Source organism: Paenibacillus sp. SER-28, assembly GCF_052906305.1.
Genome location: NZ_JBRECM010000002.1, coordinates 872,613 through 897,114, shown reverse-complemented (window position 1 = coordinate 897,114; position 24,502 = coordinate 872,613). Strand labels below are relative to the sequence as shown.

Annotated in this window: 23 protein-coding genes; 5 read left to right on the top strand and 18 right to left on the bottom strand. The window is 44.2% G+C overall.

Annotated elements, in window-relative coordinates; translation table 11 throughout:
• Positions 1–168: 168 nt before the first annotated feature.
• Positions 169–1,239, top strand: coding sequence for a tyrosine recombinase XerS (gene xerS / locus ACUYLD_RS09660; RefSeq protein ID WP_069291975.1), 1,071 nt, complete (start codon positions 169–171; stop codon positions 1,237–1,239).
• 825 nt (positions 1,240–2,064) lie between these two features.
• Here xerS and ACUYLD_RS09655 read toward each other — a convergent pair.
• Genes ACUYLD_RS09655 through ACUYLD_RS09610 form a run of 10 tightly spaced genes read right to left on the bottom strand, consistent with a single transcriptional unit; the run spans position 2,065 to position 11,055 of the window.
• Positions 2,065–2,682, bottom strand: a complete 618-nt coding sequence (locus ACUYLD_RS09655; RefSeq protein ID WP_235309790.1) for a hypothetical protein — start codon at positions 2,680–2,682, stop codon at positions 2,065–2,067.
• Complete coding sequence (locus ACUYLD_RS09650; RefSeq protein WP_250268401.1) at positions 2,634–3,605, bottom strand: 3-oxoacyl-[acyl-carrier-protein] synthase III C-terminal domain-containing protein; 972 nt, start codon at positions 3,603–3,605, stop codon at positions 2,634–2,636. The genes ACUYLD_RS09655 and ACUYLD_RS09650 overlap by 49 nt, the downstream gene beginning before the upstream one ends.
• Entirely contained in the window at positions 3,598–4,548 is a 951-nt protein-coding gene (locus ACUYLD_RS09645; protein ID WP_250261296.1) for a methyltransferase domain-containing protein, read from the bottom strand. Before ACUYLD_RS09645 ends, ACUYLD_RS09650 begins: the two co-directional genes overlap by 8 nt.
• A gap of 35 nt (positions 4,549–4,583) precedes the next feature.
• Positions 4,584–5,396, bottom strand: coding sequence for an ABC transporter permease (locus ACUYLD_RS09640; protein ID WP_231109362.1), 813 nt, complete (start codon positions 5,394–5,396; stop codon positions 4,584–4,586).
• Between the two features lie 3 nt (positions 5,397–5,399).
• Entirely contained in the window at positions 5,400–6,209 is an 810-nt protein-coding gene (locus ACUYLD_RS09635; protein WP_446674879.1) for an ABC transporter permease, read from the bottom strand.
• Entirely contained in the window at positions 6,206–7,195 is a 990-nt protein-coding gene (locus ACUYLD_RS09630) for an ABC transporter ATP-binding protein (RefSeq protein WP_061828353.1), read from the bottom strand. The genes ACUYLD_RS09635 and ACUYLD_RS09630 overlap by 4 nt, the downstream gene beginning before the upstream one ends.
• Before the next feature lie 50 nt (positions 7,196–7,245).
• Positions 7,246–8,415 carry a radical SAM protein gene (locus ACUYLD_RS09625; RefSeq protein WP_061828351.1) on the bottom strand — a complete coding sequence of 390 codons (1,170 nt, stop codon included), beginning with the start codon at positions 8,413–8,415 and terminating at the stop codon, positions 7,246–7,248.
• Positions 8,387–9,496, bottom strand: coding sequence for a hypothetical protein (locus ACUYLD_RS09620; RefSeq protein WP_061828350.1), 1,110 nt, complete (start codon positions 9,494–9,496; stop codon positions 8,387–8,389). Before ACUYLD_RS09620 ends, ACUYLD_RS09625 begins: the two co-directional genes overlap by 29 nt.
• A complete protein-coding gene (locus tag ACUYLD_RS09615; protein ID WP_322161017.1) occupies positions 9,489–10,805 on the bottom strand; it encodes a hypothetical protein in 1,317 nt (438 codons plus the stop codon). The genes ACUYLD_RS09620 and ACUYLD_RS09615 overlap by 8 nt, the downstream gene beginning before the upstream one ends.
• A gap of 1 nt (position 10,806) precedes the next feature.
• Entirely contained in the window at positions 10,807–11,055 is a 249-nt protein-coding gene (locus tag ACUYLD_RS09610) for an acyl carrier protein (RefSeq protein ID WP_061828348.1), read from the bottom strand.
• 114 nt (positions 11,056–11,169) lie between these two features.
• Between ACUYLD_RS09610 and ACUYLD_RS09605 the strand changes: the two genes are divergently transcribed.
• Complete coding sequence (locus ACUYLD_RS09605) at positions 11,170–12,015, top strand: PIG-L deacetylase family protein (protein WP_061828347.1); 846 nt, start codon at positions 11,170–11,172, stop codon at positions 12,013–12,015.
• On the opposite strand, the gene ACUYLD_RS09600 is transcribed toward ACUYLD_RS09605, so the two are convergent.
• From ACUYLD_RS09600 to ACUYLD_RS09575, 6 genes are all read right to left on the bottom strand, one after another.
• Positions 11,990–12,256, bottom strand: coding sequence for an acyl carrier protein (locus tag ACUYLD_RS09600; RefSeq protein WP_446674878.1), 267 nt, complete (start codon positions 12,254–12,256; stop codon positions 11,990–11,992). The two genes, ACUYLD_RS09605 and ACUYLD_RS09600, sit on opposite strands and share 26 nt — an antisense overlap.
• Before the next feature lie 2 nt (positions 12,257–12,258).
• Entirely contained in the window at positions 12,259–13,281 is a 1,023-nt protein-coding gene (locus ACUYLD_RS09595; RefSeq protein WP_446674877.1) for a hypothetical protein, read from the bottom strand.
• A gap of 243 nt (positions 13,282–13,524) precedes the next feature.
• Positions 13,525–13,869, bottom strand: a complete 345-nt coding sequence (locus tag ACUYLD_RS09590; RefSeq protein ID WP_336077163.1) for a GH32 C-terminal domain-containing protein — start codon at positions 13,867–13,869, stop codon at positions 13,525–13,527.
• 134 nt (positions 13,870–14,003) lie between these two features.
• The gene (locus ACUYLD_RS09585; RefSeq protein ID WP_235309778.1) at positions 14,004–15,005 is read right to left on the bottom strand and encodes a glycoside hydrolase family 32 protein; all 1,002 of its coding nucleotides are present in this window, start codon (positions 15,003–15,005) and stop codon (positions 14,004–14,006) included.
• A gap of 553 nt (positions 15,006–15,558) precedes the next feature.
• Positions 15,559–15,684, bottom strand: a complete 126-nt coding sequence (locus ACUYLD_RS09580; protein ID WP_446674876.1) for a hypothetical protein — start codon at positions 15,682–15,684, stop codon at positions 15,559–15,561.
• A complete protein-coding gene (locus ACUYLD_RS09575; RefSeq protein ID WP_254349568.1) occupies positions 15,662–16,024 on the bottom strand; it encodes an IS110 family transposase in 363 nt (120 codons plus the stop codon). The genes ACUYLD_RS09580 and ACUYLD_RS09575 overlap by 23 nt, the downstream gene beginning before the upstream one ends.
• Before the next feature lie 489 nt (positions 16,025–16,513).
• On the opposite strand from ACUYLD_RS09575, the gene ACUYLD_RS09570 reads away from it, so the two are divergent.
• Both ACUYLD_RS09570 and ACUYLD_RS09565 read left to right on the top strand, forming a co-directional pair.
• Entirely contained in the window at positions 16,514–16,651 is a 138-nt protein-coding gene (locus ACUYLD_RS09570) for a hypothetical protein (RefSeq protein WP_250261288.1), read from the top strand.
• Positions 16,652–16,693: 42 nt separating this feature from the next.
• The gene (locus ACUYLD_RS09565; RefSeq protein WP_446674875.1) at positions 16,694–17,692 is read left to right on the top strand and encodes a methyltransferase domain-containing protein; all 999 of its coding nucleotides are present in this window, start codon (positions 16,694–16,696) and stop codon (positions 17,690–17,692) included.
• A 655-nt stretch (positions 17,693–18,347) separates the two neighbouring features.
• Here the strand turns inward: ACUYLD_RS09565 and ACUYLD_RS09560 are convergent.
• On the bottom strand, positions 18,348–18,524 hold the full coding sequence (locus ACUYLD_RS09560) for a monooxygenase family protein (RefSeq protein ID WP_414126402.1): 177 nt from the start codon (positions 18,522–18,524) through the stop codon (positions 18,348–18,350).
• 493 nt (positions 18,525–19,017) lie between these two features.
• Here ACUYLD_RS09560 and ACUYLD_RS09555 point away from each other — a divergent pair, with 493 nt between their 5' ends.
• Positions 19,018–21,183 carry an amidase gene (locus tag ACUYLD_RS09555; RefSeq protein ID WP_446674874.1) on the top strand — a complete coding sequence of 722 codons (2,166 nt, stop codon included), beginning with the start codon at positions 19,018–19,020 and terminating at the stop codon, positions 21,181–21,183.
• A 264-nt stretch (positions 21,184–21,447) separates the two neighbouring features.
• Here the strand turns inward: ACUYLD_RS09555 and ppsA are convergent, their stop codons facing one another.
• A complete protein-coding gene (gene ppsA / locus ACUYLD_RS09550; protein WP_322172246.1) occupies positions 21,448–24,060 on the bottom strand; it encodes a phosphoenolpyruvate synthase in 2,613 nt (870 codons plus the stop codon).
• Positions 24,061–24,502 lie beyond the last annotated feature (442 nt).

The window sequence follows — 24,502 nt, the reverse complement described above, 5'->3', positions numbered from 1 at the left end:
AAGACTTTGGGTTGAACGTGTGCTGAAAAAAACAAAATTCTCCTATTCATAGGGATATTCCGAATTACCATGCCATAATGTAAGATGAATATTAAAATTACGTAAAATAATAATTTGACGAATAAATGAGAATGAGATATATTGAAAATACGGAGGTACGTACATATAATGGATAAACAAATGAAAATGCACTATATGCAACGAATTGATGATAAACTATCTGATTTACCTTGGTACGTTACAGAATTTATCGATAGCAAAAAACGCAAGTTATCTCCAACAACACTTCTTAATTACTGTCATGATTACATTATTTTTTTCGATTGGCTTATTGCAGAGAATCTAACTTCATCAAATCGGAAAGAAATAACCTTAGAAACATTGGAGTTATTAACAATACGTGAAGTGGAAAACTTCTTGTCATTCCTGGATTATCAACTTGGAAACAAGAAACTTACGATAAATCGCAAATTGTCCTCTCTAAAATCGTTGTTTGATTACCTTCAGAATAAGGCTGAAACAAGCGACTTGAAGCCTTATATTCAACGAAATGTAATGGCCAAGATGGATTTGAATGCTATCAAAGAAAGCCAAGAAACCATTGCAAACCGTATTGAAGGAAAAATTCTAAGAAATGATGATTTCGAATTATTCAGGCAATTTGTAGCTTATGATTTTGGTGAAAAACATAAAGAAAACAAGCGTATTTTTACGTTTCATCAGTTTAATCGTGAGCGTGATACAGCAATCGTTTCGCTGATATTAGGTTCAGGGCTTAGATTGTCTGAGGTTGCAGGAATTAATATGGATGACTTAGATATGAATAAAGCTTTAGTTCGAGTGGTACGTAAAGGTGATAAAGAACAATACGTTTACTTTAGCAAACAGGCTTTAATGGATTTAGAAAGTTATCTGCAGATCAGAGAAACAAGATATTTACCAGATAAACAAGAAAACTATTTATTCATTGCAGCTCCTGTAGGTCGTAAAGGAAAAAGCCGTCGTCTGACACAACGATCAATTGAAAAGCTGATTGAAAAATATGCAACTGCCTTTGGGAAACCTTCTCTAACAGTACATTCGCTCAGGCATTCATTTGCAACGCGATATCATCTTGAAAATAACGATGTCCCAAGACTAAAGAATCAATTAGGGCATTCTTCCATTCAAACAACAATGATATATACTCACTTAACAGATGAAGAGATGCGTAATGCTGTGAATAATATGGACCGATGAAACCGTGTCGCTACGCGGTTTCTCTTGAACATCTTCACAAAATTCGTATTTTGACTAAATGTCTAGCGACGCATTCACTCATAACGAGCATTGCGATTTTCAAGATTATTTGATAAATTATACATCTCTAATTTATTTCATGATAAATAAAACTTTATAAAAGCCCCACTTCATTGATTCAACATTTTCATCATTAATTATATAAGGTAAATCTAGATCAAATGCTTTTAGATACAATACGCTCATCTCCCTCTATTCTTCCCATGGACGTGGTTGTTGATGTCTACTCATTGAATTGCCTTTTTTCCATAGACTCATAGCATTCGCTTTCTCCCAATCCTGCCTGTTACGCATTTTTGTAAAGGTTTTACAAAAAAAGGTCACCCGCTGGGAGTCCTCTTAGATGATGCTTGCCGTCAACGTCGTTTTCAATCCAAATCCGCAGTAAAGGACCTCGAAATTTTTCAGTTTCTGAGGTCCTTTTTTACTAACTCTCAATATTCAAAATCTGACTTTAAAATTCACCGAACCCCTTGATCGGTGAAAAGCACTTTCAACTCCCTGTAACTTCATCCCACAATAAAAGTCGTCCTATCCTCCTAAAATAGCGATACACATCTAATCGGCAATCGGTAAAAGTTCTTGTCCTTGGCTCGGGACACGAACTTTTACCGATAAAATAAAAAAGCCGCTAAAATAGCGACTTCAATGACACAATGTTCTTGCCCCTCGACAAGAAGCAATATCCCGAGGTCACGATGGAGCGCATGGAAAAAACCAATCCTTCTCCTAAATGGCCTTGGTAAGATGGTGGGTACGAGGAAATTATGTTCGTCGTAACTTCAGTTGGCTTGCACCGAAGACTCCAGCATCGAACGTGACGACTTCCATCTCCAGATCGCTTGTAAACTCTGATTGGTGCAGTCCAAGCTTTAGGATCGGTTCAACTGCGCTTTTTGCTCCTGCTTTAACGTTGGTGCCTGGAAGCTTACGGCAGCTTTCAACTCGATAATCACCGGCCATAGTCGACACACCGATCAGTGCGGTCATACTCAAGCAACTCCCTTGTTTGTCGATATGATCTGGAATGAATGAGTCGGCAATGACGCAAAGAGCATGATTTTTTGTACCGCTATTGAACATCCAGTCTAATATTGTTAATGCATTAGATAGAGAAAGGCTACCAGACTGCCCGACGGAAATGGGCATAACCTCATTTAGCCCTAATTCTTGTCTCAGTTTAGCACAGCCATTAACACCAGCTTCAAAGTCCGTCTGATGACAGTAACAGAGCAAGTCAATTCCTTCGGTCCAATTCCTATTCTTTTCAATTAGATCGGTTATCCGTCCCCATGGCATTTCTAATCCCACAGCGGCCTCAGCATGATGAAATGTCAAATACATAGCTCGTTCACCTTCTTGGAATACCGATGAATCGCACAACCGTAATAGCCTCCAAAGCCAACGGAAATCGTCATATACAAGTCCCCTTCTTTCAAGAAACCTGAACGGATAGCGTGATCGATATTATTTAGGATATCGGTGTTATGAATATGTCCGTCCTTGGAGAGGGTTAGATTGTAGAAGCGTTCCAGGGACACCCTCAGCACTTGAGCCAGCATACTCCATACGTGTAGCCCCAAATTGGTGCAAAAGATCACGGCGATCTGAGCAATGTGAATACCGGACTCGCTTAATGCTGCTCTTACTGCCTGTCTGACCCCTAAATAAAACGTTGAGTAATATAATTGAATACGATCTGGAGCCAGATCGTATACGAGGCCGTCGACTCTCATAACCGAAGCAAGTGTCTGCTGTCCTTGACGCTGCCCCTTCATATATAAAGCAGCACTCGCGCCGTCACCGAACACCATGAACGGATCGCTCCGTTCATAAGAATTCATGGCTCTGTCGGCAGTGATGAACAAGATTCCTTCACCTTGCTGACGCGGGGCCATGAAGTAGTTCGACGCCAGGCACAACGATAAGTGCATCGTGGAACAAGAATATTCCTCCAAAGGGATAAATGGGACTGCCTCAAGGGCGAATTCATCTGCTAGGCGATCAAAAAGATTCCGTTCACCGTTTTCATTATTCGTTACACTAGCAAACATGACCGCCGCGATCTGTACATTCATCTGCAGAGCCCGGCGCAGAATTGGCCTACACACGGTAGCAATCATCTGTTCCAATTCAAGTTCCTCTTCTATGGGCACCAGCTCAAAGCCTTTGTTCAAGTATTCCGAATCGCTCATTCGAAATTCTACGCCGTCGGCCTTCACCTGCTGAATCGCTTTCGTGACATGGATACGGGACTTCGGGAGATAGACGGAATAATCGACGATCGTCACGTGGTTCTCATACATTGTGATGAGCCCGCTTTCGGAAATGCATGATCTTGTACTGGCGTTCCCCGCTTTTCATTTCATCGTACAAGGAAGTGCCTGGCACACCCATTGTTTTCCAAATCGCAGTATCCATCTGATCTTCAGTACCAAAAGCGGCTATGCGATTCTTTAGAACTTGATCACTTGAAAGCAAAACTTCCCCCGTGATATCGCGTGATATAAGCAGCTCGAAGCCCAGTTCAAGCAAATATCGTTCACCATCGTCAAACTTCCAGGTTGGCAAATCGTCCGCATAAACGAAAGTCCCGCCCGGTTTCAGCACCCGGAAGACCTCGTCATAAAAAGACTTAATCGATGGATATAGATCAGACGCTTCCATGTTGAGGACAAAATCACAGCATGACGAACCGATAGGAAGCCTCTCGGCATCCCCAACACAAAAATAGGCATTTGGGAAACGGTTGGTCAATTGGCAAAATGCAATATTGGCTTCGGTCAGATCTAAACCAACAACGCTTCTCACACCGTAACTTCGACAGAGCTCTCGCACGCCTCCCCCCCTGCCACAGGCTACCTCCAAAATGTTCTTATCCTCGAGATATAAACCATCCAAGCACTCCTGCAGAAGCCGGATGGAGTTTCGATTGACACTTGCTGGGGCCTGATTGAACTCGGAGGCGAACCCCCAATTGATAAATGTCGAGAAACGGGAAAAGCCACTCTCGTCCAAGGACCGATTATAGTTAGTGAACATCTTCATGATATCCTTTTTGAGGACTGCAGTTTCCCCGCTTTCCTGCCCTTGCAGATCAGCCAGCATAAACGGAACACCACCATCACCGAAGAAGTAACTGACCGCGCACTCCCCGCACACCAACATCTGATCCGATGTGTTTAGCTTTGACTTGCAAATAGGACATACTAAGGCAATGCCGGTTGCCGGCCAACGAAGCATATGCATGTCATTCCTCCCTCCCTCAATTAAGTTGTCAGCCTTTAGCCGCTTGCACTGTTATAATTACGTATTGCCCGACTCCAAACGAAGCGAACGATTACAAGGAGCACAATTGGTACGATAGCGCCCCATACCGCCAAAGCAGGTGTCAGCTGATTCATCACCATCATAGGCGCAAAATTCGTAATGACGAGAAAAGGCAATAAATACACGCCGATTCGTTGGATGAAACGTGAATAGATCGGCATTGGCATATTATTGGCGTCCCAAATGGAATAGAAAATTCCCGCCAGCCCTCCCGTATTAACAAGCCAGAAGGATAACAAGGCTGGGATGAACATGAGACAGTAAGTAATGATCAACGCTGTCCCCAAGTAAAACAAAAATGAGAATAAACTCCATGCCGTTACCGGGATATTTAATGCATTCCAACTGATCACAACCATCGTTCCACCCGCGATGAAATTCGGAATTGGCATCCCAAGATCGATGTATCGAAGCGAAACCAAAAACTGTAGTGAAATTGGCTTAACCATGAGTAGATCCAACGTCCCGCTGCGTATATACTCGGATACCCTGACGAAATTAGGGAAAAAGAGCCCGGAATAAAGACCGGTCATAATCGTGTATGTGCCGACAAACATCAAGATACCATCAGGCGTGATCGATCCGATATGCAAGTCCGTCTCATAGACTACTACGACGTAAAGCAGCTTGGCAAACAAGTATGCGATTTCCACAGCAATCCCGAGTATGAAGTTCGTCCTGTATTCCATTTGAGCAATAAAGCAGTTCTTAATGAACAAAAAGTAAATCATTAGGTAGTTGCGAAGCGTTCCCAGCCATCCTCTCACCGGTCAGCCCCCCAATCCGAGATACTTCTTCATTCCGGCGCGCCATACGATCCGTGAAAAGGCAAGCAGCACGATCATCCAGAAGAACTGCATCCCGATTCCTTGTACTGCCTCGTCCATTGACAATCTGCCATTAATAACATTCGCAGGAAAATGGATCGTATACTTGAATGGCAAGTAGTCTAAAATCTTATTTATGGTCTTACCAAACACCTCAATCGGAAAAACACCACCACTTAAAATGATGACAAATAAGCCGGTCATTTCAAAAAAATAGGAGATTTCAGACAATATAAATGCAACAGCCGCGAGCGTATAAGAGATAAGAAAGTTTAACAACAAAGACATGACCATTGACACCATAAAGAGTAGAATATGTGCCAAGGGAATCCGTATACCATAAGTTCCGGTCAAGTAAACGAGTGTAAACAGCAAGATACATAGCATGGCTGAAAAAAAGAAAATCTTTTGCCCCAGCATAGTAAATAGCTTCAGAGCGAAAAAACTGACCGGTTGAACCAAATATTTATTCAACCCACCATCCTTGATCTCGGTGGCCACGTTTTGACCTATATCCGTTGTCACAATTTTCGTCACGATGGCTGCCGTTATCGTGTATAAAATCATTTGGCCATAGGTATATCCGAAAAATTCCGACGATTCCGATCTTCCATAGACCGCTGACCAAATATAATATTGGATCAGAATCGGAAAGAATGCACTGATCAAGGAAAAGAGAAAGTCAAATCGATATTCGAGTGAAGACTGAACGCCTAACTGGAACACGCGTCCGTATTTGGGAAAGGCACTCATCCGGATACCCGATCATCCCGCTGATACAAGGATACAACGACTTCCTCGATAGGAATATCTTCGATCGTAATATCTTCAATCGGGTAGTGTTCAAGCAAATCCCTGGAAGCCATGCTAATGCGCTCCTTACTTATCTCCAGCGTGGCATGAAATCCGTCCGATTGACGCACCTTCCCGTACAACTGCAGCTGTCCAGTCGCTACGTGTTGCTTAAATTTTAACTGTATGATTTTCGTGTCGTTCAAAACATCGTCGATTCGCTTCAGATCCCCGTCGAAGACGAGCCTGCCATCATTAATAATGATCGTCCGCTTGCACAGATCCTCGATGTCCTTCATGTAATGACTTGTCAAAATAATCGTTGTCCTATGCTGTTCATTGTAATACTTCAAAAACTCCCGCACCTTTTTCTGTGTAACAATATCGAGCCCGATCGTCGGCTCATCCAAGAAAAGCAGTTTCGGTTTATGAATAAGCGCTGCAAGGAGCTCCATCTTCATACGCTCACCTAGCGATAAACGCCTTACCTGAACATTCATAATGTGCTTGACGTCCAACAGTTCGATGAGTTCGTTCAGTGTTTGTTTGTAATGCCGATCGTCAACCTGATAGATATATTTGTTTAGCAAAATGGATTCCGCCGCAGGCAAGTCAACCCATAGTTGGCTCTTCTGCCCCATTACAATAGCGAACTGCTTCTTGAATTCCTTATTTCGCTCATAAGGCTTGAAGCCCAGTACAGTAAGTTCGCCGTTAGTTGGATGTAAGATGCCAGAGAGCATCTTTAGCGTCGTCGTTTTGCCTGCCCCATTAGGCCCAAGGAAAGCAACCATTTCCCCCTCTTCGATCGAAAAGGAGATATTTTTCACCGCTTCCTTCGTCAAACTTTTCCGATAAAAGAGGTTTTTAATGGAATGAAGCATTCCGACCTCTTTGGTGTAATAGGTGAAGTTTTTAGCTAACTGCACCACATGGATCGCTGTCAATTGCGCTCCTCCTTAACAATTAAATCGAACTAGAAGGTGGACGATAACGTTTACCGGCCATAATGATAAAGTAACCCGCATCGGGAACAGACCGGCATCAGTCCGCAAGCTAATACCTCTCGGTGTTTGGCAAAATTTTCCCCCTTCCAAACCTCCTTCACATCCACATCACTAATGTTGCCGACCGCCATCTCAGGAAAGAACTTGCACGGAGTGACGTTTCCGCTCGGCAATACGTCCATTCGGGTGGAGATCGCCAAGCATTCCTTCCGCTTCATCCCGGTCCTCTGCACGCCAGTGACAAAATCCTCTATCTCGTCTTGCTCCAATGCGGGCATAAATCGAACCCGGCTTCCCCATGTTTGCTCGGAGATGCGGAGAACCTCCTCCTTGAGTGCCCCCACCTTCTCGCCGGAGATATGATAAGTGAATGAATTCCAACTGCAGCTACCCTGACGGATTGGATCCAGCCAGTCAAACTCTTTGATGAAGAAATTGTCCATCTCCTGAGCAGACTCAGGTGCGATATACCACGGATATACAAAGTAGACCGAATCCACGCCCAGCTCCTCGAAAAACTTCATAAAATCAAACATTTTGGGAATCATGAGATCATTCATCGTCAAGCTGACGGATACTCTGCCCTTGAAAATGCCCTGACGCTGCAACTCCAGCAGACGTTCTATGGCACTAACCACCTTTTTGTAGGTTCCTCTGCCCCTAATCGCGTCGTTCTCAGCCTCGAATCCCTCCAGACTGGCTAGTACGACAAGTCCCTCACCGATCTTAAGCAGTGAATCTAACTTTTCCTCCAGAAGAATCGCGTTTGTACAAATCGTCGTCGTTCGCTGATCGCGTTCCAGCAGATTCGCAATCTGATCGAACTTGCTATGGTACAACGGCTCTCCGCCCCAAAGATAAACTTTCGACTTCTTCTCATGGGTGAAGGCAAGGAGCTTATCGACCAACGCGACATCAATTTCTTTACCTTGCTCCTCCTTGGACATGTCCCAGTGAAAGCCGTCCGCGTTCCACTCGTAGCAATGCTTGCAACGCAAGTTGCACCCGTTGTTCAGCTTGATCCCGATATCTTCCGGGATCTCCATCGCATAGCGACTATCGGTCGCTCGAAGCCGACTGACCCGGGACATATTCATTATTGTACGCTTCAGATCGTTAAACACACGCTCATCAAACTTCCGACTCGTTTTGGGTTGCATAATTTACACCTCCATAAGTTTTGCAATGTTCGCGGGCATGTAGTAGGTTACAATGAGCACGTTCCAATATCTCGATGTTGAACCCCTGCATCTTCCAATCCGTAAAGGACACGCCAAATCCTTGCTTAATCCAATATTCAGCATTGGCGGTTTCGTGTCTTCCAAAGGGCTCAAGAAAAACCATAGGCGTCGCAGCGGCGAACGATTCCATCAAGGAATAGCCACCCGGCTTACTGACAATGGCTGTGCAACGGCGAATTCGTTCAAACAGCAGGGGAACAGTTCCGCTGTCTAAGTAAATGGGAGTCTCTCCATGTTGGATCTGAGCAAATGGAGGAAAACCGAACTCCCCTCGTCTATTCCTCAGCCACGGACTCCACGAGGGGTCGTTCCGATAATAGCAAATGCGTGGATCAGGCTGGATATCCTCGTCAAAATAAGCCAGAACATCCAGCTCCATACCGCCTTCAAGCAGGTCTCTAACAGCCTGCGGGTAGGTCCCAATCCCCCAGCCGCCACCATGGACCACCATTCTCTCTTCTCGCTGGCGAAACGGGATCGGTGCTTCGTCCGTCATCGGAAGTTGTAATTCAAAACGCTTCTTGGTCGGTTCGTAAAACCAAATGTGGTTGTACCGCTCGCTTCGAGATCCATAGACCAAATAAGATGGCGAAAGCGTAGCATCGAGATGAAGCATGTCGACCTCGAGCCGAGTTCCAACAAACCGTTCATATTGTTCCAAAATCGGGATCCAGAACCCAGTCAACGCAATGAACGACGTCCGGCGCTCACGGGACCAATCTTCCAGCAGCAGCTGTACCTTGGTGGGATCCAGGCAATCTGAAATATCGCGAGCCAACTCCACACTCTTCCGAGCGATAGCGAAATTATCATGAAAGGCTTTACGATAAGCCGGCACTTTGTTCTTTAAGCCGTCGACATACACATTTTCGAGCACACAGACTTCGTTTGAAATGCCGGAACACTCCAGGTAAATGCCTAGCTGTACGGCGGGCATGTACACACCTAGTGAGTTACCGGATCCAAGTATAGTGACACAAGGCTTCAAATGACTATCCATACCACTTGCCTCCCTGGACTTCAAAACGTTCCTTTAGCTTGTCGATTAAACTTTTCTGCTCCTGCACATCTCGCGCGATTACAAACAGATAAAGCCTGCCCTTGATGAAACTGCCTTCGCTTAATGTCTGTGGGTAATCTGATTCCCCATAGCCAGCAAACATGCACGCCGGGGAAAGCGGAATGATGCCCTCACCGGTATGATTAGGGTATAAAACGCCGTCATCATCCAGCTGTCGCAGCCACTCCCCGTAATCAAACCGATGGCGACTGCCTACCGTTCGGAACGTAAATGTCCCGTGCTTCCCATTTTCCAGCCGTTCGCCCAGTCGATGACTGACCAGTCCCATCGATTGACGGGCGTTGATTTCTACAATCGGCACGATTGTCCCGTCCTTTAGTATCATGGAGTCAACACAAACATGGCCGAAGTACCTGTCCTTGTATAGTGAGGAAGCAAGCTTCTCAATGACATCGAAATAACCGTTCCGTATTAGCGAATGACTGTTCTCCTCCTGCATCGCTTGTGACCCCACATAAGCAAACTGTCGATTGATGATTTGCTGCAAGCCGACGATCTGGTACGACCCGCTCTCATCAATTGAAAATTGGCAGGAAAAATCATATTCCACGTCAAGGAACGGCTCGACAAGAAACGCCGTTGAGGAACCAGCTTGCTCTTGTTTGCGCAAATAGCTTACTACACGTTCCAAAGAGGATAGGTTTTTAAACAGCATATTGCCTTTTCCAGCTACGCCAAAGGGGTCTTTTAACAGGACCCCATTCGACAACCCCATAAGCTCTAGCCCTACTGCAGCCAATTCATCCGCGCTGAACACTGGCTGGCTATAGGAGCTGCCCAAAAGTCTCTTAGCAAGATCGGCGGAATACAACTTAGAATTTACTCGTTTAACGTCTTGAAGGGTGGGCAGCTTGTTCGAATAGTTGTACCTGTCGAGAAGCTCGTGAACGTAAGGTACGACTGAAAAGGGAGTCATTTCACTAAACTGCTTCAGCCGCTCGTCGGTCTCTGGAACTTCGTACAGAGCGCGAAATAGATTTGGTTCATGGCTTGGGACATTCGCACTAAGCTGTGTAAAATGAAAGCCGATGTGCGCCAAATAATCCATGTGCGCCTCATCCATCTCAAAGCGGGTCAACAGTGTGTCCTCCGGGCCGCATAAGGAAGCCAGCAATTCATCCATAGCCATTACCACCCGCGACCGTGAAGGATCAGGAATAAAAGGCAACCTGCTACTCCCTTCTTCACGCCAATAGGTTTCCGAATCAAAGGTGCTGGCAACCAACATACTACCCGACCTCTTGATTCATGCCTTTTAGGAATGCCATGAAGGCACCGATTGAGCGCAGACAAGCCAAGTCCAGGTCCTCGTAAACGATCTCCACCCCAAAAGCATCTTCAACTCCGAGAATAAACGTTATCATCTGTAGGGAATCTAACTCGACGTCGTTAATCAGGTCGCTCTCCATTGTGAGAGTTTCACGAAGCGAGTCATCCTCGAGCACAGTTGCAATGATATTTTTTAATGTTTCAAACATAAACGTCATCCTTTCAAGTTGTATTTTAGATTTTTTATTTAATTCCAAAAAAAATAAATAAAAGGTATAATAGTAATATATTTCTTATCACTGTTAAAGGGAGGGCTTGAACCCTTGAATAACCACTGTCTGTTTGTCTCCGCCCATCTGGACGATGCTATTATTTCTTGCGGCGATTATATCGATTTGCTTGTTCGTGCTGGCTATCATGTGACCATAGCAACTGTTTTCACTGGTACTGGCACAGATCTATCCCTACTTGCTCGCATCCTGCACAAAAAGTTCGGACTAAGCTCCGACGTGATGAAGGTACGGCGAGAAGAGGACATTAGTGCATGTGATCTTCTCGATGTGGACACGATTCATCTGAACATGCAGGAATGTATCTATCGTAAAGATCGCAGCGGTGCCCCCTCATATGAAAAGCTGGACGATCTGTTCCGTAGTGACTACGAGACCGAGCTGGACGTGATTTCTGAGGCAACAAAAGTTCTTTTGACACGACTCTGTCTTACAGACTACGATCATATTTATATTCCGCTTGCAATCGGAAGACATGTGGATCACGGTATCGTGCGGGTTGCGGCCGAACAGGCTGTACGAAGTATTAGTGATCTGGAAGTCTCTGCCCGTTTGATTTACTACGAAGATCTACCGTATTTAAACTATGGTCAAGATATAAAATGGGAAATTGACCTAGCTCGGAATCTACATCCAGTCTACATTTCACTTCCCAAGTGCAGTTTGAAACAGAAGACTGCGGCCATCCTGGAATACCGCTCCCAGATCCGTCTATTATGGCACTCCCGATGGGAGATGCTTAGACAAGTGATTCAACATGCGCATTCGTGCCGTCCGCCAGAGCATCAGCCTGATCCAAACTCATATTGCTTCAGACTGCATGTTGTGAGTGTGCATGATCAAGTACCGCTTGCTATAAGCGTTCCTGGTAACTTTTAATAAGATCAGCCAAGTCGCCAAGGGTTAGATGACTGCCTGCCATGTTACCTACCAGTTCGTCCGGGAGCTCTAGACCGAATTCGGTTTCGAGCTCCACGACGAATGTAATCATCTGCATAGAATTCATTTGGATCCATATCTCTTTAAGTAACGTGTTAGCGTTTATACGTTGTTTATCGTAGTCCGGTATCTTTTGATGAATAAGGTTTTGGATGCGTTCCAAACAGGGTTGTTTTCTCAACGTTAGACCTCCTCCTCTACGCCCATTGGAGTTATGTTTGACACAAGGCTCAAGTTGTAGATCATAAGTTCAATAGCCTCGCGCTCACAGGCTTGAATACGCCTAATTAACACTTCCACTTTTTTGAGGTTATCTTCGTTTTTCGTCAGTGAATATTTGATAATCAAATTTCGCGCTAATAGAGCATCGTCAGCAATCGTCTGATAGCGAACCTTGAGCTGATTACTTTCCCCTAGAACACCAGTTTGATTCATGAAGTCAATTCGTTCCAACATCAAGATCTTGTGATCATAGATCATTTGAAACGGGCGATTATCTTCCTCAATTTGTCCACTGCGTATGCGGGTTATATCCAAAATCAGCTCGTCATAAACACGAATTCCCCATACACATGGATTTGTTATATAACCCAACTCTCTGTATTTGTCGGCGGGATTTTCTCCATTTAAATAGTCCTTAAGGTGCTCAATAACATAGTTTAGATTAAAGTCATAAGCTGCTCGCTCGTTGAATTGTAACAGAGAGAGACCACCCTTCCCCGCATACAACCAATCTCCATCATCATCGATTCCCTCGTAGGCACGTCTCATTTGCTCAAATGTGATTTCGTTAAATGAGTATTTCCCCCCCATGAATGTAAAATCGGCGATATGAAATATATCCCTCTCCTCGTCATAACCAAAAATAAATGAGTCATGTGAGAAGAAAGATTCAATATCCAAAAACTGCGCTTGATCAAGAAGCAAATAAATATAATTATTCATGTCTATACAATCCATCAGAAAAGTACATATATCCTTGTTGAAATTTCGAACCAACTGACGACTTAAATGTTGGCGAAGCAGCCAAGGACAAAATTCAAAGGTAGGAGTACGGTAGAAGTCCACATAGGAACTTCCCTCATTTAAGGTGAGCTGGAGAGGAATGAAATGTGTCATTATCCACGGCTTTGCTTGCGGGTAATTGGCTAGGACGGCAAACGTATTTGCCTGCCACTGCCACGAGGTGATTGCCGGATACTGCATCGGTAATATCTTGGATCGCAATTAGACACCCCCTTGGGAGAGAATTTGATTTAGTGTCAATTAGCTAAGAACTACAGACTGACAGCACAGATAGAGTCAAACTTCCTGGACCACCGCAACGCTGTAGTCCTTATTCGTTTTAAGGAGTGATTGCTTCGTTAATTAGTTTGGGGTACCAAGTTCAGATCCGGGTGCCCAAAACCGGACTGTAACCATTTCGTCGAATCAAGCCATTGCTAAAGTCTAAACCGTCTCATTTTCCCAGATGCTTACCAGATCATTGATTTGAAGCGACACGACCTTTAGTTCTCCGCCAAGGGTATAGAGTTCTAGTCCTCTACTTTCCAAGTCCGGGAAAATCATGTCTGAAACGATTGTTTTTCCTTTATTGCCGAAGACCTCGACACTAGACCAATCAACGTAAATGCTCAAGGTTATCCGTTCATGCTCTGGCTTCATGGGGGCTTGGTGCTTTGCAGCAAAATCAGAATGGAAATCAATTGCGTTTGACTTCGTCCCATCGACAAACAACTCCTCATTCAAGACATCATATCCGATGGTTGTCTCCTGAGTAGAAGAGGAACGCACCTTGAACCCGAATTCCACGGCAGTACCGATTTCAAATTCCGCAATAATTCGGCCTTTGCAGTAGAAATATCAGATAAGACGTTGCTACCTGGCTTAATCGTTAAGTCTTGCAGAGACATAATCGGTCTTCTGAGTTAACTTAACTCTCTTATAGGTACTTGGATTAAGCGAATTCCTTCCGGATATGTCTTAAGCTGAATCTCTCGGGAGATTGACATGTGGCCACGCCATTCCTTTGAAGGAAGGGTAGAGGCATAACGCCAGTTGTTCATCCAGCCGACCCAGATTTTTCGTCCGTCTTCTTTCGGAATACCATCCCATGTCACGGCCGCGTAAAAGTCAGACCCGTAATCTATCCATTTGATCGTATCGAATGATTCCAACGTTTCATCCCTTGTAAATATCTTACCGTCAAAGTTGCCTATAGAATACATCATGCCAGAACCGCCTGCTGGTGGTTCTGAATCGTTTGGATTCACACCATTTCTATCCCCGACACTTAGCAACAGAACCCACTTAGTGATATTGGGATCCTCATCCACTTGGATTTTAAATACCTCAGGACATTCAAATATCCCTCGATGGATACCCGGAATATCGGAAACGAAATCGCTTGCAAAAGACCATTCCTTCAGATTCGAAGACGTGTAAAAGTCGACGCGGTCTCTTACGGCAAGAACCATAACCCACATTGACGATTCTTCATACCAAAACACCTTCGGATCACGAAAGTCTAGCGTTTTCGTTGGGAACAAAACAGGGTTACCTTCATATTTTATCCAAGTTCGACCTTTATCCCTGCTGTAAGCGATGCCCTGCACCTGTGGTTTGCCGGGCTGAGCCACGTTGCCCTCATTCGTATAAATTGCAACTAATCCTGATCCTTCTTCGCTGAAGAAACCGCTTGTGTTGTTCTTATCAACCACTGCACTTCCCGAAAAGATCGCTCCGTCTTCCCCCCGCGGGATGGCTGGTGGAAGTTCCTCCCAATGCACCAAATCCTCACTTACCGCATGCCCCCAATGCATGCTGCCGAAGTCAGGCTGTGTATCATGTGGGGTATGTTGAATGAAATTGGGGCCTATATGTCTACCTGTAATACAGATTTCCTGATCCTTTTCTGCTGCTAATATCATCTGATAAGTGCATTTTGTTAATGTTGCTCACGCTCCTTTGGGTTTAAATAAGATCCATATTAGAATTGATTCAACTCGTTCGGGACATATTACGTCCACCTTTCTATAGAAGCAACCAAGAAAAACTACAAGAGCACTCAAAACAAAATGCCCATATTTAACAAAATAAACCACATGTGTACAAATGTCAAACTTTTTTTCACATTCGCATTATTTTTTAAATTAAAATAAACTTTTTAGTTTACATATGCACATTTTAATAGTGTTTCAACTGAAAACGGCCGTTTTTATTTGAGTTCTCCTTATCGCATTTAATTATTCAGTAAATAAAATGTAAACCATTGAATACCCAAATGGATGGATTCGACTCCAGTACCTTGATCTCTTTCTCCGTAAAAACCCGTCCGATTTTCTTCATAATCTACATCCCCACAAACTTTTATAATCTGATTAAAACGCAAAAGACCCGTAAGAGGGTACTTTTTTCAAAGTGTCCATCTTACGGGTCACAGTTCATGACTTAGAAGTGGACTTTTTTTATTTTTCAATAATTCTAGCTGTTTAGCTTCGCCTGCACGTACATAGCGGTCACAAACTCATGCTGCCTGGTCAAGTGCTGAAGCTCACTGTAGGACTCTTCCCACTCGCGATGCGCTTTAACATCCCCACGGTAATACATCTCGGCAATATGCCAAGCATCTGCTGCATCGGTTTTCATTTTTTCGAAGTTGTGTGCCTTTGGATCGTTTCGCTTGCAAAGGATTGATGATGTAGTGAATCCATCCGCTACGTTTCAGATATCCTGCCAAACCTCGATGGTAATGTTCGGTTGCCTCGAAGACAACGACAGGCTCCACACCACTTGCCTCTTTCAGTTTGCTAGGCACTTCCCCTAGCCGCTCGAAACCTTCTTCACCATGCTGGAGGGTCTCCATCCTTCCATATGGTTCGTTACGCTTTTTGAAGGCCTGAATAACACTACATCCTTTCGCCACATCAATTCCAACAACGGGTTGCATAAAAACCTCCCTAATTCGATTTACCGGCATTCCCACCTGGTTTCCAAACCCATAGCTTAGCTTGTGATACGAGGTCATAGCCCTCAACCAGCTCAAACATGGTCGTTGGATGGATTTTGTACAGGTTCTTTGTCCCTAAGCCGCCCTCGTTCTCCGGGCTACCACCATCGTAAAACACCCATTAAAATAGGCAAACCAGAAAATTTCTTTCTGGCTGTCCTAATAATACGAAAAGCCGATATAATAGTGACTTTAAACGGTGCAATGTTCTTGTCCCTCGACACGTTGGCAGAGATTATTCATCACTATTGTAAAATAACTGGAAACATATGCATAAAGGTTGTATATTTAATTCATATTCTTGAAATTAATTCTAAATTTTAAAGGGGGGGGGATTGATCGTGGTAAAGTGTTCATCCTAGCGCCAGGTAAGTAAGGATAAAATATCGCGCATCAGAAAAAGCAACAAATGGGGAGTAAAGATTATGAATGCAGAAAATTATTACGAATTTTGGTCCACTTTTCTTTATGAATAGGCTGGATGAAGGGCTTATGCTATGGGGCGGTGCTCGTCCCGATCCTTCTTCTGGTAAATGTCCGTTTGATTTGGAGAAAGGCGATAAATAATTATAGCAGCGCAAGCGGCTAAAACGATGAGGAGATGTAGATATGAAAACGACTTGGCCTTTGTCCGGTATTACCCTGGTATGCACTGAATGCAAGAGTGATCTTTATGAGGCGGACAACTGTTTGATCTGCAAGACCTGCGGCCTCGAATACGCCTGGGAAGAGGGCCTCGCAAGTATGTTAATTGACCGTCCTGTAGCGGAGAAGCTTGCCGAAGGCGCGGCGCAAAAGGAAGCGATCATCGGCATGTTTGACTCTATTAACCGGTCGCTTGAGGAGAAAAGACTGTCCAGATTTTCCACCTTTATTAACTGGGGTTATGCATCCGATAACGAACTACCGGGCGGCCCTCAAGGTATTAACCACAGCAGTATCCAGCTGCTTCGCGAAATTATTGGCGGCCTGGATGTTTCAGGCAAGGATATCCTGGAAATCGGTTGTGGACGGGGAGGCAACGTGAGCGAGCTATGCAAAAACTATGGGACCGGCAGCGTGGTCGGCATTGATCTGACACCGTCCAATATTCATTTTTGCCAAAGGAATAACCGATATGAGCAGGCTTACTATTGTATTGGCGACGCGGAGCAGCTGCCTGTTAAAACGGAAAGCTGCGACATTGTGCTGAACATCGAGTCCTCGCATTTGTACCCTCATATTGAGCTGTTCTTTACGGAGACCTACCGTGTATTAAAGCCAGGTGGGACATTTTTGTATGCGGATATTATGAGCGCTTCCGACGTGCCGCGCTATGAAGAGCAGTGGCAAAGACTAGGCTTTCACACCTCGTTGATCCGGGATATTACAGGCAATGTATTACAATCGGGAGACGATGCTCTGGATACCCGCCTGCATGCGCTTGAAGGCTCCTTAGAAGGGGAAGATCGAGTATGGGAATGGCTGGAGGCACCCGGCACGCAAAATCATACCGATATGGTCGCAGGTAGAAGAGTATTCAAAATTGTCCATTTGGTGAAGATGCCTCCGGCACCGAAGGAGAGCCTAGCCATGGTTGAAGGAGGAGCAGCGGTGAGCAATGCTTGACCATTAACAGACGTTAACTGGGCGTGTCCGCAGTGCAAGCAAACGCTTGTGAAGAGGGAGTTCTCATTCGACTGTACGTCATGCGGCGAAAGCTACCTCATGACCGTTGGCTCGATTCCATGTCTGCTTGTGGAAAGTGACGCGTTAGAAACGATGGAGCATAAGGTGCAGAAGGAGGCGGTTAAAGAGCTGGCAAGCGACAACACAAGGAAGACTCGATTTATTTTCAAGATTACAGTTCTAGACTCGTTCGCCCTGTTTTATTTATAGACCGGATAAGAAACTGACTTAAGAAGAGCTATCTTGCAAAATGAAATTACAATTGTCGCTAATCCCAACGGCAGCTGACATGGCAAATTCGGTAGCGTTATCCGACAGTGGAATTCCTTTATTTATGTTGATACTTAGCATTGTATTAATATCATAGCCCTCATTTTTGTATAATCCGACGGTCGATCCGCAGCCGGCTACAATTTTTAAACAGCGGTTCTCCAATATCGGAGAACCGCTGTTTTGTCTAGACAATATTTACGGGGCCTACTTCTCCGCAGATAGGGCGCATGTCTTTTATTGCACGGTGTGCTTTTGGCCAAAACCTCTTCAGCGCTTGATAGACTTCCTTTTTGGTCCTTGATAACATATGCATGAACTGCTCCTACTTCAGATGATGGTGGGCGGACATCAAGTGCTGCTGTTGTACTGGTTCACCTCGCCAGCCAATCCCGAGAAACCCCAGATCTTTGTCCATGTATAGTTCTCTAATCGGCCCCATTGCTTTGGAAACAGGTAACCACTTATTTATCGCCCACAGACGATTTACTCTCATGCCAATAATAAATACGATAGACTCCCCATCGATCTCGGCCTTATATCTTCCCTTCTGAATTCCTCACTTCACTTCTCCTTTTCACCCAACATGGTTCTCTGTTCAATAAACTTGATGTTGCTGGCAATGTGATAGACTTTGTTCTTCGTCAGGCCTTCTTTGTTGAGGTGACCCGCAGGATCGAAAGCCTGTACGTTGGTCCACATGAAATCCAATGTCTGTAATTTTCAACATCTCTTCCTCTGGGATTAAACGAAATATAAAATTCTTTTTCGGAGGAGATTGATTTTTGTCTTCAGCGATGATGCAACAATCTGAATCATGAATTACTAGATTTCACATTAAAAGTAGCGAATTTCCTTGTGTCTCGCATTACAAAAATTGACATTTTGTATGAAAATAAGTAATATAATTAGAAACATTTATACTGTAAAAGGGCCTTTCTCATCCCCCTCTTTTTAAATTCCTGATCCTACCTAATTTAAGGAGTGAAAATGCTATGTGCGCACGAACGCTAAAAGCGAATACAAGGAATGTAATCGGTAACTATTGCAAATGGATCACAGTTGGTATGATTTTAACTTTCACGGGATGCCCGCTTGCATCCGCCGCTCCCTCACCCTCATCCCCTAGTAAAACTAGTGAACCCTCCTCTTCCCTAGTTACATTTCAATTGCAAGAGGCTACGATTGCTCAAATGCAGGAAGCGATGAAGTCAGGGGCGCTGTCAAGTGTCGAGCTCACTGCTCTGTACCTTAACCGGGTATATGCCTATGATTCTAGTGGCATTCGACTGAATTCCATCCCTATTCTGAACCCCGACGTACTAAAAGAAGCTGCTCAAGCTGATCAACTAAGGGCACAAGGTATTAAGACTGGTCCTCTGCAAGGCATCCCCTACACGGTTAAAGACAGCTACAAGGTTAAGGGACTCACTGTCGCTTCTGGATCTCCGGCTTTCAAAAACCTGATGGCAAAGGACGATGCCTTTACAGTAGAAAAGATACGCAAATCCGGTGGGGTGCTCATTGGTAAAACCAATATGCCGCCAATGGCAGCAGGGGGAATGCAAAGAGGCGTTTATGGCCGTGCTGAAAGTCCGTACAACCCAGATTATTTGGCTGCAGCCTGGTACTCTGGCTCCTCTAACGGATCTGGCGTATCAACAGCCGCCAACCTCGCTGCCTTCGGTATGGGGGAAGAAACGGTATCCTCTGGAAGATCACCGGCATCTAACAATGGTTTAATTGCCTACACCCCATCGCGGGGCCTAATCTCCATTCGGGGGAATTGGCCGCTCTTCCCTATACGTGATGTCGTTGTCCCACATACGAGGACTGTCGAGGACATGCTCCGCTTGCTTGACGTGATCGTTGTAGAAGATAAGATCACCAAGGGCGATTTCTGGCGAGAGCAGAAAGCCGTTCGGCTCCCTTCTGTCAACAGTGTCCGTCCCAAATCCTATTTAGAGCTGCGAGACATTCAAGCTTTGAAAGGCAAACGCATTGGCGTTCCGAAAATTTATATCGGTAAGGACCATGAAACCACAACTCCGATCAAATTCAGACCTTCGATACAGGCATTATGGGAAAAAGCTGTTAAGGATTTAACTGCTCTTGGAGCTGAGGTTGTGGAAGTTGACTTCCCCTTGCAGGCGAATAGCGAGAAGGACCGGCCAACAGCGAAAACACCTGAAGAGCGTGGTTTGATGCCGGCAAAGTGGGCTGAAAAGGAATTCGGGTTGCTTAATCCTTATGCAGCTGAGGAATTCCTTAAAAGTGTGGGCGATCCAAATTTCCCGTCATGGGCAAATATCGACCCTGCAACCGTCTTCCCGAATCCGCCCGGTTCGGTAGATGCCAAACGTGGCAGAGACCTTGGCCACTATGACGTATTCATTGAAACCATAAAGAAAGGCGTCACCCCTTACGAACAAATTCCTCAGTTTCAGGAAGGTCTGAGGGGGCTTGAAAATGTACGAAAGATTGATTTTGAAGATTGGATGAAGCAAAACAACCTTGATTTTATTGCATTCCCGGCAAATTCGAATATCGGCAAAGCTGACTCCGATGTGAATGAAACGTCCTACGAGGAGGCTTGGGAGAATGGCAACTATTTCTCCAATACGAATTTCATTCTACGCGAGTACGGGATCCCAAGTGTGTCTGTGAGTATGGGCGCTATGAAGGATACCGGTATGCCCGTTAATCTGACGATGGCAGGTGCCGCATACAGCGATAATGACCTGCTTCGTTACGCTTATTCCTATGAGCAGGCGACCAAAAACCGTCCTATTGCAGCACGTACGCCAGCGCTTGAGGATGAAACCTTTTCCTATAACCCGCAAACCACTCTCCCACCCTCTAAACGCAAGGAAACAGGAACCCCTGTACTTAAGTTGAATGCTTCGATCACGGATGATGTTCTCGCTTTGGAAGGCTCAGTCACAGATCAAAGTGATATCGCGCAGCTTAAAGTTTATGTCAATGGCATTCGTGTCGTTATTACAGAAGATAAAGCCAATTGGTCAGCAACGCTTCCAACTACTAAATACAAACAGGATGGTGCCTCCCAAGCTGATACGCTGCATATTCTCGTGCTGGCCAAGGATATTTACGGAAATACCTCTGCTCAAGTCAAGTCTGTCAATTTACCCCAACGATAAAGGACATCATAGAACTGACTATAATTGTGGGTTCCCTGACCGTAAGATTATCATTAGTTGGTTGAAAAAGGCTTGTTCTGAAGCGAATATGCAGGTTCGACTCTGAGGGCACACGACAAGAGATTTAGATTATCGGGTCAGCTATGTATAAATCTTTTGTGTCATGGATAAAAGGACGAACAGGGTAACCGCCCTTTTATCCATGACAGGTTGCATTTAATACTGTCCATTATGACAGAGGCTATTACTTAGCGCATTCAGCCATTACAATATTTCGATATACCCTTCTGTTCCATGCACACGAATTCGTTGCCCATCTTTTATCAGTTTGGTAGCATTCTCCACTCCGACAACTGCGGGTAAGCCATATTCACGTGCGATAACGGCTCCATGAGTCATCAGTCCACCAACTTCGGTGACTAGGCCTTTTATGGATACAAACAATGGTGTCCAGCTGGGGTCAGTAAAGGCGGTGACTAATATATCTCCATCTTCCAGATCAGCATCTTCCATGTTTAAGATGACACGTGCTCGACCCTCTATAACTCCGGTAGAAACAGGCAGACCTACAATCGCTTCTGCTGGGAGATTTTCTCGTTTGTACTCACCCGCAATGATTTCACCATCAGACGTGATTACACGCGGGGGAGTTAGTTTTTCATATAATTTATAATCGTCTTTTCGTTTACGGATGATCTGATAATCCAGTTTATTTGTGCGTACGACTTCGTGAAGTTCTTCAAAAGTGAGATCGTATATATCTTCTTTCTCGTGAATAACACCAGCTTGTACGAGTTGTTCGGCTTCTTTTAGTAAAGCCTGCTTATAAACGAAGTAGCGATTAACCATGCCGTATTTGGGATATTCACGATAACCGATGAAATTCCGGATCAGGTCGATCATTCGTTTTGTTTCTTTGGCTTTTTGTTCACCATCCGGTAATTGCTTCAATCGATCTAATAACTCTTGTTCTTTTTTCAAAGCCTCCTGTCGCCCCTGCTCAAATTTCCAATTGCCAGCATTAGGCTCAAAGTTTTTGATATTACTGAGAATCATGGGGACAAGTATAATTGGTTTTTCACTCCAACGAGTTCTCGAAATATCGATTTCACCGGCACATCGCATTCCGTATTTGTTGAGATAAGCATAGATAGCGTCTTGAGTTTCCTGTCCACCATCCAACTTAACCAGTTCATCCAAAAAATTATCATCTTTTACATGTTGTAAATAATCAATTACCTCCGGATAAGGACGAATCGCATCTGCGACATCCAATAGCGCCAGACCCATTTCCGAAGTAATGTTGTTTGGTACAGATTGAGAAAGCGTATCTGCTGCGTTTTTTTCACCTAACCACTCGTACATTTTTTCATTGATCCATGACGAAGCATTCATAGCAGTCATAAAAACCTTTGAACTTTGTGGGTCAAATAAGATCTTCTTTAATTCTTGGAGATCTTCCAGAATAAAATCAAATAAATCTGCTCCTGATTTCGTTTGGATGTTTTGTTTTAATTTTTCTATCGATGTTTGACTGTTCTTAATCAAATCAGAAACGATTGCCGGATCGTTTTCGATTTGTGCTTGAAAACCTGCAGACGACCTACCTTTACTGCTATTACCGGGACTCCGTTCTGTTCTATCATCTGGTAACGATTTTATAAAATCTCGCTCTATTAGGGTCATAAATGCGTCTTTTATGAGCGGATCAGATTGTCCCAGGGTATTTAAGAAAGTTTCTCTGCTGACAGGTGAAGCCAGCATTTGTGTAACATCAACAAACAGCCTTCCACCGGCTATACGCATGGGTGCAGGAGTTATTAACAGGTAAAAAGACAATCCCAATGGTTTTATCGGGTCAGTCATCATTTGTTGATGACCGACAGATACATAAACGTGATTTTCCTGATCATTTGCTTCAGGGATCGGGTATAAAGTCGTGATTGGACGACTCTGGACTATATAAAAAGTATCATTGGCCAAACACCATTCGATATCTTGTGGGCAACCAAAATGAGCCTCGATATGTCTTCCGATACGTGCCAGTTGCAAAATTTGTTGTTCAGTAAGGGTTTGAGTCTTTTGCTGATCAGGCTCGATCTGCTTTGTCTCTGTTCCGCCTTCTTTTCGTCCATAGATAGCCAATTTTTTGGTTTCTATCCTCTTATCGACGATTGCCTCTTCCTGTACTTTATAACAATCGGCAGAGACCAAGCCAGAGACCAATGCTTCTCCAAGTCCAAAACTAGCATCGATTGATAGCAACTTCCGGTTGGAGGTAATCGGATCAGCGGTAAATAAAATTCCTGAAGCCTGCGGGAAAACCATCCTTTGAACAATAACGGATAAATAAACTTGACTGTGGTCAAATCCATTTTGCATACGATAGATAACCGCGCGATCCGTAAATAGGGAAGCCCAACATTTGCTGATATGCTGCAAGATTGCTTCTTTGCCGATGATATTTAAATAGGTGTCTTGTTGACCAGCAAAAGAGGCATGTGGCAAATCTTCAGCAGTCGCACTGGAACGCACTGCATAAGCATGTTCTTCTCCAAACTGGGAGAGATAGTGAGTAACTGCTTCCACAACATCGGCAGGAACTTCTACTTCCATAATGATTTGTCGAATCTGCCTGCTGATTTCACCAATTTGAGCACGATCTTCTGCTTTTAGCCTTGTTAGTCGATCCAACAATGCATAATACGTTTCTTTTTGTTCGATGGCTTTTTGATACCCCACTGTTGTAACACAAAATCCTTGTGGTACATGTATTCCTTCAATTTTTGATAATTCCCCTAAACTCAACCCTTTTCCGCCAACGAGCAAAAACTGCGTTTTTTCCATTTCCTGAAAACCGAGAACCAAAGAACTCATTCAATATCTCTCCTAACTATTAAATTGAGAAAAAAACATTTGACAAGAGTTTAGCGGCATGGTAAAGTTAAAGTGTAAGATGTTATATTTATGCCTATTTAAATTAAGAAGTCGCAATCTGATTATATCATCGTGTCTGTTTTATATGCAATATAAAAGAACCTGATAAAACTATCCAGGTTCTTTTTTGATTTTCCACTATCATTAGTCAAATCAAAAACCGTGGCTCGGGCTGAACTCAGTTACTGCATAGTTCCATATCGGTACTATGCAGCCTAAAGAAATCCTGAAGTGGCGTCCGGTTCTTATTGAGCTAACCTGCCCGTTAGTTCAGCGAACGAAGCACGTATAGTGAACCTCTTATATTTTTTCCGGGCTGCTCTTCTTTGCACTTGGAAAATGGAAAAACATATAAGTTTCTATAATACACTTCATCTCACAT